Genomic DNA, 14924 nt, shown 5'->3' with positions numbered 1-14924 from the left:
ATGCACCATGACGGCTACGAGGCTCGGGTCGATTTCGACGAAGAAGCGGAAACCTTCCATGGCGAGGTGATCAACCTGCGCGACGTGATCACCTTCGAGGGTGCCTCGGTCGAGGAGCTGAAGAAGGCCTTCGCCGAGTCTCTCGATGACTACATCGCGTTTTGCCGTGAGCGGGGCGAAGATCCGGAAAAGCCCTATTCAGGGCAGTTCGTCGTGCGGACGGAGCCTCATCTTCACCGGGAGCTTGCCACAGCGGCAAAGCGCGCGGGCGTCAGTCTGAACAAGATGGTGACGGGCATCCTGGAACGAGGAGTCACCGGCTGATCTGTCGTCGGTGTCCTGCTCGCCGCTTGCCGATGTCGCTCAAGACAGATAGCCGAGCTGGGCGGCCATCGCGACGGCGTGGGTGCGGTTGGCGGCGTTCATCTTGCGCTGTGCCGCCGTCAGATATTGCGAGACGGTATATTCCGACAGGGACAGGATCATGCCGATCTCGCTGGAGGTCTTGCCGAGCATGGCGAGCTTCAGGCAGTCGCGCTCGCGCCCCGACAGCGGGTTGTTGCGCTGGTTCTCCTCGAAGCGCACCGACGCCAGCATGGCGAAATAGACGAAGGCGAAGCGGTGGAGTTCGGCGACCGCCTCGCCGGACAGGTTCGGCTTGCTGCCGGCAAAGGACAGCGCGCCATTGAACGAGGTCATCGCATGCACCGGCAGGAGAACGCCGGCGAGATAGCCCTCCTGCAGGAGGAATCGCGCCGCCGGGCTCGGATCAGGCTCGTCGGAGCCGTAGAGGGTCTCGATGTCCCAGACGAAGGGCATCGGGTCGGTGCGCAGCGTGCCGACGACGATCTTGAACTTGTGCAGACCGTAGGTCTCGTAGCCCCTGGCGAAACCCGGCGACCAGTTGCCGTGGATCAGCCGGGTCGCAAGGCCGACATCGTCGGTCGAGGGAAGCGACAGCGAGGCGGCATGGCTGAAGCCGTAGCGCTCGGCGACCTCGCCGATCGCCGCGGCCAGCCGGTCCTCGCTCCAGGGCTCGCTCATCCAGGAGAGGGACTCCAGAGCCGCGGTCACGAGTTGTGCTCCCGGTCCGCCGCTGGGGCGCCGCCTGCCGTCGTTCGTCCAGTCGTGGGTGTCATCGTGGCATCGGACCTTGTCGCTGCTCCCATGAAACCCATCCCGGCCATCTTTCGGCTCTGACGTGCAGAGCCTCGCGGCGACCGGGCCGGGCGCTGGAACGCTCCTCCTCCGCGCCCCCGCCGGAAGAGCATTCGCCTCGCCCGAATCACCCTCTCAGTCTGATCGCATTCGTGCAAAGATTTGAAGACCCGGGATGGGGTCTTCCCGTCTTGTCGGGGGACAGGCTGGCACATTCCCCGCCGCGATCCCATTTAGGCTGTCGAACGCGATGGACGCCGCCCGACGCGGCCCTCGCAGCGACGCAACCACTGGCAGGAAGGGGCTCCCGCGCTGCCGCGAAGGATCGCCCGGCGAGCCGCGATATGGCCGCCGCGGCAAGGACGCCGGCGATCGAGGCGGCCCGGCTGTGACAGACTGACGCTCCCCTTCGATCGAAGCATCCCGAGGGCTTCGCCGCCTGGAAAAGGCGGGCAGGAAAACGACCCTGGGCCGGCCCCGGCCCGCAGAGAAAAGTGACACTGATGACCGACTTCTCACCCCGCGAAATCGTCTCCGAACTCGACCGGCACATCATCGGCCAGAAGGACGCCAAGCGCGCCGTCGCTGTGGCGCTGCGCAATCGGTGGCGCCGCCAGCAGCTCGAAGGTTCGCTGCGCGAGGAGGTGATGCCGAAGAACATCCTGATGATCGGCCCGACCGGCGTCGGCAAGACCGAGATCTCCCGCCGCCTGGCGCGGCTCGCCGGCGCGCCCTTCATCAAGGTTGAGGCGACGAAGTTCACCGAGGTCGGCTATGTCGGCCGCGACGTCGAGCAGATCATCCGCGACCTCGTCGAGATCGGCATCGGCCTGGTGCGCGAGAAGAAGCGCGAGGAGGTCAAGGCCAAGGCCCATCAGGGCGCCGAGGACAGGGTGCTCGACGCCCTCGTCGGCAAGACCGCCTCCCCGGCGACCCGCGACACCTTCCGCAAGCGGCTGCGGGCCGGCGAGCTCGACGACAAGGAGATCGACATCGAGGTCGCCGACAGCGGCAACCCCATGGGCGGCATGGAGATCCCCGGCATGCCGGGCGCCAATATCGGCGTTCTCAACCTGTCCGAGATGTTCGGCAAGATGGGCGGCGGGCGCACCAAGCAGCGGCGCACCTCCGTGCGGGACTCCTACGATCTCCTGATCGGCGAGGAATCCGACAAGCTGCTCGACCAGGAGCAGGTTGTGCGCGAGGCGATCGCCGCCGTCGAGAACAACGGCATCGTCTTCCTGGACGAAATCGACAAGGTGGCGACCAAGGACGGCCATTCGGCCGGCGTGTCACGCGAGGGCGTCCAGCGCGACCTCCTGCCGCTGGTCGAGGGAACGACGGTCGCGACCAAGCATGGCGCGGTAAAGACCGACCACATCCTGTTCATCGCCTCGGGGGCCTTCCACGTCTCGAAGCCCTCGGACCTGCTGCCGGAGCTGCAGGGCCGCCTGCCGATCCGCGTCGAGCTCCGGGCGCTCAACCGTGAGGACTTCCGCCGTATCCTCACCGAAACCGAGGCCTCGCTGATCAAGCAGTATGTGGCGCTGATGAAGACCGAGAACGTCGATCTGGAAATCACCGACGACGCCATCGACGCCATCGCCGACCTTGCCGTGTCGCTCAACGGCTCGGTGGAGAATATCGGCGCCCGGCGCCTGCAGACGGTGATGGAGCGCGTTCTCGACGACATCTCCTTCGAGGCGCCGGACAAGACCGGCGAGCGCTACACCGTCGACGCCGCCTATGTGCACAAGGCGCTCGACGGCATCGCCGGGAACGTGGATCTGTCGCGCTATATTCTGTGACAGATGTGGGGGCGACGAGGACGCTCCTCGGCGCTTGAGCTTCAGGTGCCAGTCCCAGTAGGGCCTTCCCCTCCTCATCCGTCATCCTCGGGCTTGTCCCGAGGATCGACTGTGGGTTGATCATCGAACCATTCGGTCGTGGAAGGGCGCCTTGCCAGGATTTTGCAGTGACGGTGGCAGTAGATCCTCGTGACAAGCCCGAGGATGACGGCGCGTATGGAGTTCGGCGGCATGCCTCCGTTCGGACGGTGACGTTAACAGGCGCCTCCGCCCCGACCGCGATGAAGGGGCATCCACCCCGTCAATCATAGCCGTGCCCGGCCCTGAGCCCCTCCCGCACCCGGTGGGCGATGGCCAGAAACTCCGGCGTGTCGCGGATATCGAGCGGCCGGTCGGGGCCGAGGTCGCAGTCGATGATCTCGTGGATGCGGCCGGGGCGCGGGCTCATGACGACGATGCGGGTCGACAGGAACACCGCTTCGGGGATCGAGTGGGTGACGAAGACGATGGTCTTGTCGGTCTTCGCCCAGAGTTTCAGGAGCTCCTCGTTGAGGTGATCGCGGACGATCTCGTCCAGCGCTCCGAAGGGCTCGTCCATCAGCAGCAGATCCGGGTCGAAGGACAGGGCTCTCGCGATCGAGGCGCGCTGCTGCATGCCGCCTGACAACTGCCAGGGAAACTTCTTCCCGAAGCCTGAAAGGCCGACGAGATCGAGCCCCTCGCCGATCCGCCGCTGCCGCTCGGCCCTGTCGATGCCCATGATCTCCAGCGGCAGGGCGATGTTCTTCTCGATGGTGCGCCAGGGATAGAGCGCCGCCGCCTGGAAGACGTAGCCATAGGCGCGGGCCCGCCGCGCCTCGTCCGGGCTCATGCCGTTGACGGTGATGGCGCCGCCGGTCGGCCGCTCGAGATCGGCGATGACCCGCAGAAGGGTGGTCTTGCCGCAGCCGGACGGTCCGATCAGCGAGACGAACTCGCCGCGGCAAATTTCGAGGTCGATGTCCTTCAGCGCATGCACCGGCGCGTCGGCGGTCTCGAAAACGAGGTCGAGCCCCCGCGCCGCGATGACCGGCGCGCCGCTCCTTCCCGGCTCGCCCGCCCTATCTCTCTTGTCCGGGGAAGCGATGTCTTCCCGCCGCGACGATGGGAGATTTTCCGATGGACGCATCCACGACTCCTTCGAATACGTGCCGCCTCATAAGGCCCGCTTCGACCTATGACGGCAAGCAGGGATTCAGCTATTTCGAGGGGATAGCGAGAGAAACCGCCGGCTCGACCGGCATCTGCATGCACCTTCTGACGATCCCGCCCGGCGGCCGAGCCAAGGCGCATCTCCACGAAAGCCACGAGACGGCGATCTATGTCGTCAGCGGCACCTCGGGCACCTGGTATGGTCACAGGCTGGAACACCATGCCGTCGTCGCCGCCGGCGACCTCTTCTACATCCCCGCCGGCATGCCGCACCTGCCCTATAATCCCGGGCCGGAGCCCTGCGTCGCGGTGATCGCCCGCACCGACCCGAACGAGCAGGAAAGCGTCGTGCTGCGGCCGGATCTGGAGGCGCTGGTTCCTGAGATGGCTCCAGCCGCGGATAGTGTGGCTTAGGTTCCGAAACAGGGGCCAATCGATCGAAGCGTCGTCATCCTCGGCCGTGTGCCGAGGATCTACCGTCGCCTTCGCAACAGAAGCCTCGCCGGATGGCCGTTCGGAAAAGAATGGCCCGATGACCTGCAGTAGGTCCTCGGCACAAGGCCGAGGATGACGCCGCGTTTGGGTCGGCACCCAGGATTTCATCGCCGAGCCATACCGGGCTGCGGGAAAGCCATTGGCGGCCCCATCGTCGGGTGGGCATGCCGGGTTTCGGCGAAGCCTCAGACGGCCCCTTCGTGGACATGCGAACTCGCCGGGGTCAGATCCGAGGATGCCGCTCATTGGACAGCGCTCTTTCATCCCTCCGCCCACGCCGCCGGCCGTTCAGCTGCATTCTCTCCACCCGTCTTCTCGCCCGCGCCCGTCTCGGCGATGACAACCGGGCGAACCAGCCGAAGCGTCGTCATCCTCGGCCTTGTGCCGAGGATCTACCGTCGCCTTCGCACCAGAAGCCTCGCCGGATGGCCGTTCGGAAAAGAATGGCCCGATGATCATACTGCAGTAGATCCTCGGCACAAGGCCGAGGATGACGCCGCGTTTGGGTCGGCACCCAGGATTTCATCGCCGAGCCATGCCGGGCTGCGGGAAAGCCATTGGCGGCCCCATCGTCGGGTGGGCATGCCGAGTTTCGGCGAAGCCTCAGACGGTTCCTTCATCGACATGCGAACGCGCCGGGGTCAGATCCGAGGATGCCGCTCATCAGCCGGCGCTTGACCCACCCGCCTCCAACGCCCTCAGCCGTTCCACCGCCTTCTCAGCGCCCATCTTCTCGGCTGCACCTTTCGCCGTGACCCCGTCGACGGCAGCCCGATGGATGTCGGCGCCGCGCTCGACGAAGAGGTCGATCATCGCGACGCGGTCGAACATCGCCGCCATCATCAGAGCCGTGCGGCCATCCTCGCCGGCGCCGTCGACCGCGGCGCCGTGGTCGAGCAGCAGCGTGGCGATCTCCATCTCGCCCTTGAAGGCGGCGCCTTGCAATGGCGTCTGGCCGCGATAGTTGCGCCGCTCGGGGTCGGCGCCCTTCTCGAGCAGGAGGCGGGTGGCGTCGGCATGGCCGTGATAGCTCGCCAGCATCAACAGCGTGTCGCCCTTCTCGTTGGTGAGATTGGCGGGCATTCCGGCATCGAGAAAGGAGCCGAGCTCGGCGGTGTCTCCGGACCGGGCGGCGTTGAAGGCCCGGGTCGCCAGCTCCTGGAAGGCGGCGTATTCTTCGGGGGTGAGGTCGGTCGTCAAGCGCAGCTCCTCGTCGTCACGAATGGCGCCATATGTCGCGGCGGGCCCGCGCTTCCAGCCGGGCGGGCGCCCCCGGCGGGTGGCAATCGGACGGCCTGCGGGAGGCTTGGGCGCGGGACCAGCTCGGCGGGCGTTGCCCTGGATGGTTCAGCCCGTCCCGCCGCTCTCCTCCGCGCCTGGCTCGTCCTCCCAATAGGGAAGCGAGGGCGTCGGCCTGTGCATAACGCGGAAACCAGAAGCGTCGGTACGATGGCGCTTCGTCTCCACCAGGAATTTGCCGGAATCGGGATATTCGCAGATCTCGGTATTCGCCATCGACGAGACCACCAGATAGCGCAGCGGCCCCGCGCCGGTGTTGATCAGCTGGTGGGCGGTTTCCGGCCCGCCCGCCGGTGCGGCGAGAACGTCGCCGGCCTTGGCTCCTTGGCGGGTCGTGCCGAAGCGGTATTCACCCTCGCCTTCGAGGAGGACATAGAGCTCGTCCTCGACATGATGGTTGTGGAAGGGACAGGCGGACTTGCCGGGCGGCACCTCGCAATAGCGGATGCCAAGGTCGGCAAGGCCGAGCAGCTCGCCGAAGGAGGCGTCGCGCCCGCCATAGAGGCTGCCCTTCTGCCACTCGTCGAGTTCGAGCGTCGTCGGGTCGACGACAGCCTTGATCGCATTCATGGAAGCCTCCCTGCGCCAGGATCGATCGCCTGGAGATAGCGCCGGGGCGGCAAAGGGGCAGCCATGAGAGTGTCGGCCTTCGAGAGCGTCCCCAAGCCTATGGGCGGCGGCTCGAACCGGAGATTTCGGGAGCTGCCGCCCGGGTGCGGCGCGCCAGTTGCCTGAGGCGCCTGTCGCAATGGGGCAGCCATTCGCCGGCAGAGATTGCGCGCTTGTTACGCTTCGCACCGGACGCCGCATCCGCCGGCTGGGGCGCATAGATCGCCAGCCTCTCGATGCTGCGATTGCCGCGCGGCGCCTTGAAGGCGGGTTTCTCGCCCATCACCGGAATGCCGCGATGAAAGAACCAGTCGGACATGCCTCGTCTCCCTTTTCGGGGCCGGTCGGCAACGCCTGGGAATGAAACGCGTGATCGTGCTGCGGCGGCGCCGGCCCTTGTCGTCGCCGGCTTCATGCCGGTTCGCTGGGAAGTCTTGCCCCTCGGGGTGAAGAAGCTCTTACGCCGACCTTCGGAGGGCGCATAAAGCACGGAAAGGGTTACGGAAATCTCGATAGAAAGGCGCTCAGGCTTACGGGATTGGTCAAAAAATCCGCGTCAATTCTCGGAAGGCATGATGCGCTTGTTCGACGAATTGGCCCGTCCCTGAGTATCCCATTGGACTTGCGGTGCACTGAGCGTTCGCCGCCGACGGAAGCAGGCTTCGGCGCCCTTCGCTTGTCGCGCCGCGCCCGCCGTCATAGGTAGGTGACATGCAGCCCGATGCGCCTTCCGCGACTCTCGGTGCTGCGCCGAACTCGACCCGCGACGAGTGATCCCCATGCCTTATGCCCTGCTTGAAGAGCGCGCGACGCTGCATCTCACCGGCCCCGAGACGGAGGATTTTCTGCAGAACCTTCTGACCGCCGACATCGGCGCGGTGAGCGAAGCGGCGGTCACCCCCGCGGCGCTTCTCACCCCGCAGGGCAAGGTGATGTTCGCTTTCCTCCTCAGCCGGATCGCAGACGGCTTCCGGCTCGACATGGCAAGGGCGATGCGGGCGGATCTGAAGAAGCGGCTGACGCTCTACCGGCTGCGCCGCAAGATCGCCATCGAGGAGAGCGAGGAGCCGGTCGTCGCCCTCTGGGGCGCGGCGGAGGACGCGCGAGGCCCTGCCGACCGGCGGTTTGCCGGCCAGCCGGTCTTCCGCCTCTATGACGGGGCCCCGGACGGAGCGGAGAAGGTTTCGGCCGAGGCGTTCCGATCCCTGCGCATCCGCTCGGGCGTTGCCGAGATCGGCGAGGACTATGGCGCCTCCGAGGTCTTTCCGCATGACGTGCTGATGGATTTCGACGGCGGCGTATCCTTCAGGAAGGGCTGTTTCGTCGGCCAGGAGGTGGTGTCGCGCATGCAGCACCGCGGCACCGCGCGCCGGCGGCTGATGCTGGTCACCGGCGAGGCGCCGCTGGTCGCCAATTCGGAGATCCGCGCCGGCGACCGGGCGATCGGCGAGATCCTCTCGATCGAGGATGACCGCGGGCTCGCGTTGGTGAGGATCGACCGGCTCGCGGCAGCAGCGGCGAAGGACGCGGCGCTGAGCGTCGAGGGCGTTCCGGTGGCGCTGGATATCCCGCCTTATGCCGGCTACGTCATCCCCGAGGCCCCGGCGGAGACCGACGCGGCCGGCGACGCGACGTGAGCGGGACGCGACGCATGCCGCCGCGCAAGAGCTCAACGCAGGCGGCGCCGCGCGTCTGGCAGCGCATGCTGTCCGGCCGGCGGCTCGACCTCCTCGATCCCTCGCCCCTCGACGTCGAGATATCCGATATCGCCCACGGGCTTGCCCGTGTCGCAAGGTGGAACGGCCAGACCCGGGGCGACTATGCCTTTTCCGTCGCCCAGCACTCGCTGATCGTCGAGCGGCTGGTCGCAACCAAGGAGCCCGACCCGCGCTGGCGCATGGCGGCGCTCCTTCATGACGGCCCGGAATACGTCGTCGGCGACATGATCTCGCCCTTCAAGGCGGTGATGGGCGGCGACTACAAGGCGGTGGAAAAACGGCTGCAGGCGGCGATCCACATGCGCTTCGGCCTGCCGGGATCGCTGCCGGCGGCGGTCGAGAAGGCGATCAAGGCAGCCGACCGGGTCTCGGCCTATTTCGAGGCGACGCTGCTGGCGGGGTTCGCCCGCAAGGAAGCGGCGAAGTTCTTCGGCGAACCGGGCGATGCCGCCTGCAGCCCGGAGGAATTTGCGCCGCTGCCGGCAACCGCGATGGAGACGGCCTTCCTCGACCGCTTCGCCGCCCTCGACGCGGAACTGACGGCCGCCGAGGGCCGTCCGGCGGCCGTGGCAAAGGATCCCGCCGCATCGCAACCGGCCGTCCCGCAGGCGCGCTGAGGCGTCATGAGCAGCGCCCAAGCGCTGGCATCCCACCCGCAAACCGCCTACATAGCGTCGCCATGAGCTATCTCGTCGTCTCGTCCCTTGCCGACATGCCGAAGACGGTCGCCGAACACGGCGCCCTCGATCTTGTCACGCTGATCAATGCCGAGACGGCGGTCGAGCGGCCGGCGACCATCGAGGCGCCGCGGCATCTGTTTCTCGGCTTCAACGACATCGCCGCGCCGATGGAGGGCTTCACCGCCCCGTCCGCCGATCATCTCGACCAGCTGATCGCCTTCGGCGAGGGCTGGCGCCGCGACACGCCGCTGGCGATCCACTGCTGGGCGGGGATCAGCCGCTCGACGGCGGCCGCCTACATCCTCGCCATCGCGATCAATCCGGATCTCGACGAGGCGCTGCTGGCAAAGGAGCTGCGCCGCCGCTCGCCTTCGGCGACGCCCAATCCGCGGCTGGTGGCGCTTGCCGACGAAAAGCTTCAGAGAGGCGGCAGGATGGTGGCGGCGATCGAGGCGATCGGCCGCGGCGAAAACGCCTTTGCCGGCACGCCCTTCGTCCTGCCGCTGACGCTTTAGACGACTGTGCGTCCGAATGGACGCACAAAGGACGTTCTAAGGTATTGAATCACCGCATCGCGCTTTTGAGAAAATCGATTCCGATTTTCGGGCCGATGCTGTAGCTACTCCGCCGCCATCTTCAGGACGGCCTTGCCGCAGTCGAGCGGCATGAAGAGCTCCATCGGATTGTCGACGCCGTCGACCGCATGGGCGCCGACGGAGGCCCAGCGGCCCGGCAGGAGATTGGCCACCTGGCTCGTCGCGAGCACGTTGCTGGCGACGCTCTTGGTCAGCTTCTCGATGCGCTCCACCTCGGTGACGGTCGAACCGATCACCGTGAAGGCAAGCCGCTCCGGCACGCCGATATTGCCGAACACCACCTCGCCGATATTGAGCCCGATGCCGAAGTGGATCTCCTCGAGCCCTGTTTTGCGCCGTTCCTCGTTGACGGTGTCGCGCATCTCGAAGGATTTCGAGACGGCATCGAGCACCCTGCCGGTCAAAGCCGCCTTCTGGCTCAGATCCTCGAGCGGGAAGACCACCAGGACCGCGTCGCCGATGAAGGCGAGCACTTCGCCGCCGGCAAGGATCGCCGGACGCGCGGCGCATTCGAAATAGTCGTTGAGGAGCGCCAGGAACTCGTCGCTCGGCAGCACCGAAGTCAGGTGGGTCGAGCCGCGCATGTCGGAATACCAGACCAGTGCCTTGGTCTTGGCGCCGTCGCCGAGCCGGATGTTGCCCTCCAGCACGCTCCGCCCGGCCTGCCGGCCGAGATAGGTCTCGACGATGTTGGTGGTGATCTGCGACTGGATGATCGCCTTGCAGACGAGGGCGAGGCTGCGCTGGATCTCCTGCAGGACGGAGAGATCCTCCTCGGTGAAGCCGTTTTCGCGGTCGCAGGCCCAGATGACGATAATGCCCGAGCCCTTCGATTCGATGCCCTTGCCCGCCTGCTTGAACTCCGTGCGCAGCGCCAGATAGTCGGTGTAGCCCTCTCCCGCGAGTTCCTCCAAAAGCCGGAAATCGACGAGCTTGCCCGGCCCGGTCAGCCGGCGGCGCAGGATCTTCAGGTCGTGTTCGAGCATGTGCCGCAGCGGGCTCGCCTGCCAGGCCTCGCTGTTCGTGTCCTGATGGTTGAAGTGGTCGAGCGTCGCCTCTTCGGCATGGCGCTGCCAGGAGATCATCTCGGCGCGGAACAGCGGATGCAGGGTTGGCCAGTTGAGCCGCGCCCGCGAGATCGGCACGCCGATACCGAGCAGTTTCATGCAGAGCCGATAGAAAAGGGTCTCGAGCTTCGGCTCGCCCAGGGCTTCGCTCAGAAGCCACTCATTGACCTGATCGGCGAGCCCCATCGCGGCCCCTTTCCTCGCAATTTCGAAATGACCGCAAAGCGGTGCGCAACCGTCCGACAGATGGACGAGCAGCCGGGCCCATTCAAGGCGGCCTGCGTCGGCTGGTGGAGCAAATTCAAAAGCTGCACCAGAACAGAGATTTACCGAGTGGTTCTCGATTCCGACATTTGTCACGAGCCCGATGCAGGACGGACGCAAATGTCAGAATTGAACCACTGGCTGCGCGCGGGCGGACTTGCCGCCGGATCAGCCCGCCGCGGCGGCACCGCGCTTCTTCTTGAAGGGCTCCATGCCGGCCCTTGCCAGCGCGTCGGCCCGTTCGTTCTCCGGGTGGCCGGCATGGCCGCGGACCCAGTGGAAGGTCACGTCGTGGCGGTCCTTCTCCTCCTCCAGCGCCTGCCAAAGCTCGACGTTCTTCACCGGCTTGCCGTCGGCGGTCTTCCAGCCCTTCTTCTTCCAGCCGAAGATCCACTTGGTGATGCCGTCGCGAAGATAGGACGAATCGGAATAGAGGTCGATGGCGCAGGCGCGCTTCAGCGCCTTCAGCGCCTCGATCGCCGCCAGCAGCTCCATGCGGTTGTTGGTCGTCACCGCCTCGCCGCCGGAGAGCTCCTTCTCGTTGCCCCTGAAGCGCAGGATGGCACCCCAGCCGCCGGGGCCCGGATTACCCGAACAGGCCCCGTCGGTGAAGATCTCGACCCGGTCGCCGGCCTCGCTCATGCCATTCCTTTCGCCGGCCGCGTCACCGCAGCCCTTTCAAGCCCGTATTCCGAGGCATCGCGGACGCCGCGGTGGAAGCGCAGCTTCCTCAGATATTCCCGCGGGTCCTTCTTGGTGACGAAGCTGTCGTCCGGCACGGTCAGCCAGTCGTACAGCCTCGTCAGCATGAAGCGCATCGCAGCGCCGCGGCAGAGCATCGGCAGGCTCTCGTATTCCGCCTCCTCCAGCGGCCGCACAGAGGCGTAGCCGGCCATCAGCGCCCGCCCCTTGGTGACGTTGTAGGAGCCGTCCTGCTCGAAGCACCAGGCGCCGAGCGTGATCGCGAGGTCATAGGCGAGGAGGTCGTTGCAGGCGAAGTAGAAATCGATCAGGCCCGACAGTTCGCCGGCAAGGAAGAAGACGTTGTCGGGAAAGAGGTCGGCATGGATGACGCCCCATGGCAGATCGGCCGGCCAGCGCGCCTCGAAATCGGCAAGCTCCGCCTCGATCTCCGCCGACAGCCCCGGCTCGACCTCGTCGGCGCGGCCGTTGCAGCTCTCATAGAGCGGGCGCCAGTCGCCCGGTGCAAGGCCGTTCTGCCGAGTCAGCGGAAAATTCGCCGCGGCCTCGTGCATGCGGGCGAGCGCGACGCCGACGGCGCGGCACTCCGCGGGGCCGGGCCGCCGCGTCCACATGCCGTCGAGAAAGGTGAAGATCGCCGCCGGTCGGCCGGAGAGTTCGCCGAGGGCATTGCCATCCCGGTCGTGGACCGGCAGCGGGCAGGAGAGGCCGGCTTCGGCGAGATGCTCCATCAGCCCGACGAAGAAGGGCAGGTCGGCGCGGTTCACCCGCCGCTCGTAGAGCGTCAGGATGTAGGTGCCCGAAGTGGTGCGCAGGAGGAAGTTGGAATTCTCGACCCCCTCGGCGATGCCCTTGTAGCTCGACAGCGCGCCGAGGTCGTAGCGGGCGAGGAAATCGGCGAGCTCCGGCTCTGTGACGTCGGTATAGACGGCCAAGTCGGTCAGGCCCCGCCATTGACGAAGGCCATGTCGGCCACCGTCAGGGGAACGTCGCGGAGCGAGCGCATCACCGGGAAGTTTTCGTTTTCCTCGGCGGTCCGGACGAGGTCGATCACCACTTCGAAGCGATCTCGAAGCGCGGCGATGATCGCATCGACCAGCACTTCCGGAGCCGAGGCGCCCGCCGACATCGCGACCACCGGGTGATCGCCCGTAAGCGCGTCGAAGGGGATCTCCTCCGGCCCCTGGACGAGCACGCCGCGCGCCGAGCCCGCCCGCTCGGCGACCTCGACGAGGCGCTTGGAATTCGACGAATTCGGCGCGCCGACGATGAGGAAGAGGTCGGTCCCCGCCGCCGAGGCCTTCACCGCCTCCTGGCGGTTGGTGGTCGCATAGCAGATCGATTCCGACGAGGGAGCGGTCATTGCCGGGAACTTTGCCTGCAGCGCCTTCACGATGTCGGCGGTGTCGTCCAGCGACAGCGTCGTCTGGGTAACGAAGCCGAGCGCGTCTGGATCTTCGGGCGTGAAGGCCGCGACGTCCTCGACGGTCTCGACGAGGCTGACGGTGCCCGGCGCAAGCTGGCCCATGGTGCCGACCACTTCCGGATGGCCGCGATGGCCGATCAGCACGACATGGCGGCCGCGTTTCACGTGCAGCATCGCCTGCTTGTGGACCTTGGAGACCAGCGGGCAGGTGGCGTCGAGATAGAGCATCTCGCGGCTCGCCGCCGCCGCCGGCACCGACTTCGGCACGCCATGGGCGGAGAACACCACCGGCTGGCCGTCGTCGGGAACCTCGTCGAGCTCCCTGACGAAGACGGCACCCATCTCGCGCAGGCCGTCGACCACATATTTGTTATGGACGATCTCGTGGCGGACATAGACCGGGGCGCCGTATTTCTTCAGCGCCAGGACGACGATCTGGATCGCCCGGTCGACGCCGGCGCAAAAGCCGCGCGGCTCGCACAGGCGCAGGGTCAGCTTCGGCTTGGTCGGCGCGAGGAAGGACACGAAATCTCCAAGGTCGCTGGGATGGTCGGGCCGGCGTGCTGCGGGTTCGCCGACGGTGCGAATGAAGGCATCCGCCCCCGCACTGTCAAGCAGGGCGGCGATATCGCCGCAGGATCATCAGCACCGTCATGACGCAAAGAACGAGGCAGAGCCCGTACCAGGTGACGGCATATTGCAGATGGTCGTTGGGCAGCGAGACGACGGTGACACCGCCGACCGGCCAGCCGCCCTCGGCCTTGCCGGGTCCGGCATCGACGAAGAACGGCACGAGCGCGCCGCCCTCGGGAATTGCGACACCCTCGGCCATCGCCGAAAGGTCCTGCCAGTAGAACTCGTCCTTCTTCGGCGCATTGTCGGGCGTGAAATAGCTCGGCTTTTCCCGTGGCGGCACCCGGGCAAGACCGGTGACGGTGACCTCCGCCTCCGGCTGGCCCGCCCTTCGCCTTGCCGGATCGCGCAGTTCATAGGGCACGAAGCCGCGATTGACGAAGACGACATCGCCGCCGGCAAGGACGAGCGGCGTATAGACGTTCCAGCCGGCCTGGCCCTCATTCGTCGACAGGAAATAGCGCTCGTCATCGTTGAGGAACCGACCGGTCACGGTGACAGGCGCGTATTCGACCGGCTCGCCCGCGGCAAAGCGCTTGCGAAGCGCATCGATCCCCACCGGCGCCTGATGGGTGCGCTGGTCGATTTCGGCGAGGAGGCCTTCCTTCCAGAACAGCCGCTCGACCTGCCAGGTGCCGAGGCCGAAGAGGATGGCGATGCCGAGAAGGCAGAAGCCGAGCGCCGTCAGAAAGCGGCCGCGAGACGTCGGTTGTTCGCCCGCCGTGGCGGAGCCGCCTGCCGCGGTCCCTGCGACCTCACCAGTGCCGGCGCGGCCGCCCTCCGGTCTCGGCCCGCTCACCTTATTCGCCACGGTCGGAAGGCACCTCGAGCCGCCCCTCGGCGGCGCGGTTGCGATATTGCAGGCCGATCATCGTGCCCTTGAGGATCCGCAGGAGCGGCAGGCAGAGGATCAGGGTCAGCGGGATCCAGAGCAGGAAATGCACCCAGAGCGGCGGCGAGGCGGCGACCTCCAGCCACAGCGCGAGGCCGCAGACGACGAAGCCGATGATCAGGATGACGAAGACCGCCGGGCCGTCGCCGGCATCGGCAAAGTCATAGCCAAGGTCGCAGTTGGAGCAGCGCTCCTTCAAGGACAGGAAACCGGCAAAGAGCTTGCCCTCCCCGCAGCGCGGGCAGCGGCCCCGCGTCGCCGCCTTCACCGAATCGGCGGTGGCGTGAAAGGCGCTGTCCTCGACCATGTCGCGATCCCGAGAAAACGGCGAAGGCGGCCTGATGCCGCCTTCGCTCGATATCCGATTGCCGCATGAAGCGGCGTTT

General features: G+C 66.6%; 17 protein-coding genes. 6 read left to right on the top strand and 11 right to left on the bottom strand.

Annotation, left to right across the window (positions count from 1 at the left end; all coding sequences use genetic code 11):
* Nucleotides 1–324, top strand: coding sequence for a type II toxin-antitoxin system HicB family antitoxin (locus E3C22_RS23335; protein WP_245515161.1), 324 nt, complete (start codon nt 1–3; stop codon nt 322–324).
* Between the two features lie 39 nt (nt 325–363).
* Here E3C22_RS23335 and E3C22_RS23330 read toward each other — a convergent pair whose 3' ends face one another.
* Complete coding sequence (locus E3C22_RS23330; RefSeq protein WP_245515160.1) at nt 364–1074, bottom strand: LuxR family transcriptional regulator; 711 nt, start codon at nt 1072–1074, stop codon at nt 364–366.
* 587 nt (nt 1075–1661) lie between these two features.
* Between E3C22_RS23330 and hslU the strand changes: the two genes are divergently transcribed.
* The gene (gene hslU / locus E3C22_RS23325; RefSeq protein ID WP_134764291.1) at nt 1662–2966 is read left to right on the top strand and encodes an ATP-dependent protease ATPase subunit HslU; all 1305 of its coding nucleotides are present in this window, start codon (nt 1662–1664) and stop codon (nt 2964–2966) included.
* A gap of 301 nt (nt 2967–3267) precedes the next feature.
* Here the strand turns inward: hslU and E3C22_RS23320 are convergent, their stop codons facing one another.
* Nucleotides 3268–4134: an ABC transporter ATP-binding protein gene (locus E3C22_RS23320; protein WP_134764290.1), complete on the bottom strand. Its 867-nt coding sequence runs from the start codon at nt 4132–4134 to the stop codon at nt 3268–3270.
* Between E3C22_RS23320 and E3C22_RS23315 the strand changes: the two genes are divergently transcribed.
* A complete protein-coding gene (locus E3C22_RS23315) occupies nt 4125–4571 on the top strand; it encodes a cupin domain-containing protein (RefSeq protein ID WP_134764289.1) in 447 nt (148 codons plus the stop codon). The two genes, E3C22_RS23320 and E3C22_RS23315, sit on opposite strands and share 10 nt — an antisense overlap.
* 744 nt (nt 4572–5315) lie before the next feature.
* Here the strand turns inward: E3C22_RS23315 and E3C22_RS23310 are convergent.
* The 3 genes from E3C22_RS23310 to E3C22_RS23300 form a co-directional block, all read right to left on the bottom strand.
* Nucleotides 5316–5852 (bottom strand): ankyrin repeat domain-containing protein, encoded by a 537-nt coding sequence (locus tag E3C22_RS23310; protein ID WP_245515159.1) that lies wholly within the window; start codon nt 5850–5852, stop codon nt 5316–5318.
* 147 nt (nt 5853–5999) lie between these two features.
* Nucleotides 6000–6521 carry a cupin domain-containing protein gene (locus E3C22_RS23305; protein WP_134764288.1) on the bottom strand — a complete coding sequence of 174 codons (522 nt, stop codon included), beginning with the start codon at nt 6519–6521 and terminating at the stop codon, nt 6000–6002.
* A gap of 97 nt (nt 6522–6618) precedes the next feature.
* The gene (locus E3C22_RS23300) at nt 6619–6879 is read right to left on the bottom strand and encodes a hypothetical protein (RefSeq protein WP_134764287.1); all 261 of its coding nucleotides are present in this window, start codon (nt 6877–6879) and stop codon (nt 6619–6621) included.
* Nucleotides 6880–7339: 460 nt separating this feature from the next.
* On the opposite strand from E3C22_RS23300, the gene ygfZ reads away from it, so the two are divergent.
* The 3 genes from ygfZ (at nt 7340) to E3C22_RS23285 (ending at nt 9473) form a co-directional block, all read left to right on the top strand.
* Complete coding sequence (gene ygfZ, locus E3C22_RS23295) at nt 7340–8197, top strand: CAF17-like 4Fe-4S cluster assembly/insertion protein YgfZ (protein WP_134764286.1); 858 nt, start codon at nt 7340–7342, stop codon at nt 8195–8197.
* Nucleotides 8198–8211: 14 nt separating this feature from the next.
* Complete coding sequence (locus E3C22_RS23290) at nt 8212–8895, top strand: HD domain-containing protein (protein WP_134764285.1); 684 nt, start codon at nt 8212–8214, stop codon at nt 8893–8895.
* Nucleotides 8896–8957: 62 nt separating this feature from the next.
* Nucleotides 8958–9473 carry a tyrosine phosphatase family protein gene (locus E3C22_RS23285; RefSeq protein WP_134764284.1) on the top strand — a complete coding sequence of 172 codons (516 nt, stop codon included), beginning with the start codon at nt 8958–8960 and terminating at the stop codon, nt 9471–9473.
* Nucleotides 9474–9577: 104 nt separating this feature from the next.
* On the opposite strand, the gene E3C22_RS23280 is transcribed toward E3C22_RS23285, so the two are convergent.
* The 6 genes from E3C22_RS23280 to E3C22_RS23255 form a co-directional block, all read right to left on the bottom strand.
* Entirely contained in the window at nt 9578–10807 is a 1230-nt protein-coding gene (locus E3C22_RS23280; protein WP_134764283.1) for an adenylate/guanylate cyclase domain-containing protein, read from the bottom strand.
* A gap of 246 nt (nt 10808–11053) precedes the next feature.
* Nucleotides 11054–11527 carry a ribonuclease HI gene (gene rnhA, locus E3C22_RS23275; protein WP_134764282.1) on the bottom strand — a complete coding sequence of 158 codons (474 nt, stop codon included), beginning with the start codon at nt 11525–11527 and terminating at the stop codon, nt 11054–11056.
* The gene (locus E3C22_RS23270) at nt 11524–12522 is read right to left on the bottom strand and encodes a homoserine kinase (RefSeq protein ID WP_134764281.1); all 999 of its coding nucleotides are present in this window, start codon (nt 12520–12522) and stop codon (nt 11524–11526) included. Before E3C22_RS23270 ends, rnhA begins: the two co-directional genes overlap by 4 nt.
* Before the next feature lie 5 nt (nt 12523–12527).
* Nucleotides 12528–13538, bottom strand: a complete 1011-nt coding sequence (gene ispH, locus E3C22_RS23265; RefSeq protein ID WP_134764280.1) for a 4-hydroxy-3-methylbut-2-enyl diphosphate reductase — start codon at nt 13536–13538, stop codon at nt 12528–12530.
* An 85-nt stretch (nt 13539–13623) separates the two neighbouring features.
* Nucleotides 13624–14445 carry an SURF1 family protein gene (locus E3C22_RS23260; protein WP_245515158.1) on the bottom strand — a complete coding sequence of 274 codons (822 nt, stop codon included), beginning with the start codon at nt 14443–14445 and terminating at the stop codon, nt 13624–13626.
* 1 nt (nt 14446) lies between these two features.
* Nucleotides 14447–14845 (bottom strand): DUF983 domain-containing protein, encoded by a 399-nt coding sequence (locus E3C22_RS23255; RefSeq protein ID WP_134764279.1) that lies wholly within the window; start codon nt 14843–14845, stop codon nt 14447–14449.
* Nucleotides 14846–14924 lie beyond the last annotated feature (79 nt).

Source organism: Jiella endophytica, assembly GCF_004519335.1.
GTDB classification, from domain to species: domain Bacteria; phylum Pseudomonadota; class Alphaproteobacteria; order Rhizobiales; family Rhizobiaceae; genus Jiella; species Jiella endophytica.
The sequence above is the reverse complement of the archived record's forward strand: the minus strand, read 5'-3'. Positions and strand labels throughout refer to the sequence as shown.

Bases quoted from the DNA above. Each gene is read 5' to 3' on its own strand.
- E3C22_RS23280 (WP_134764283.1), bottom strand. From the start codon at position 10,807: ATGGGGCTCGCCGATCAGGTCAATGAGTGGCTTCTGAGCGAAGCCCTG.
- E3C22_RS23315 (WP_134764289.1), top strand. From the start codon at position 4,125: ATGGACGCATCCACGACTCCTTCGAATACGTGCCGCCTCATAAGGCCC.
- E3C22_RS23305 (WP_134764288.1), bottom strand. From the start codon at position 6,521: ATGAATGCGATCAAGGCTGTCGTCGACCCGACGACGCTCGAACTCGAC.
- E3C22_RS23300 (WP_134764287.1), bottom strand. From the start codon at position 6,879: ATGTCCGACTGGTTCTTTCATCGCGGCATTCCGGTGATGGGCGAGAAA.
- E3C22_RS23290 (WP_134764285.1), top strand. From the start codon at position 8,212: ATGCCGCCGCGCAAGAGCTCAACGCAGGCGGCGCCGCGCGTCTGGCAG.
- E3C22_RS23335 (WP_245515161.1), top strand. From the start codon at position 1: ATGCACCATGACGGCTACGAGGCTCGGGTCGATTTCGACGAAGAAGCG.
- E3C22_RS23285 (WP_134764284.1), top strand. From the start codon at position 8,958: ATGAGCTATCTCGTCGTCTCGTCCCTTGCCGACATGCCGAAGACGGTC.
- ygfZ (WP_134764286.1), top strand. From the start codon at position 7,340: ATGCCTTATGCCCTGCTTGAAGAGCGCGCGACGCTGCATCTCACCGGC.
- E3C22_RS23255 (WP_134764279.1), bottom strand. From the start codon at position 14,845: ATGGTCGAGGACAGCGCCTTTCACGCCACCGCCGATTCGGTGAAGGCG.
- hslU (WP_134764291.1), top strand. From the start codon at position 1,662: ATGACCGACTTCTCACCCCGCGAAATCGTCTCCGAACTCGACCGGCAC.
- E3C22_RS23320 (WP_134764290.1), bottom strand. From the start codon at position 4,134: ATGCGTCCATCGGAAAATCTCCCATCGTCGCGGCGGGAAGACATCGCT.
- rnhA (WP_134764282.1), bottom strand. From the start codon at position 11,527: ATGAGCGAGGCCGGCGACCGGGTCGAGATCTTCACCGACGGGGCCTGT.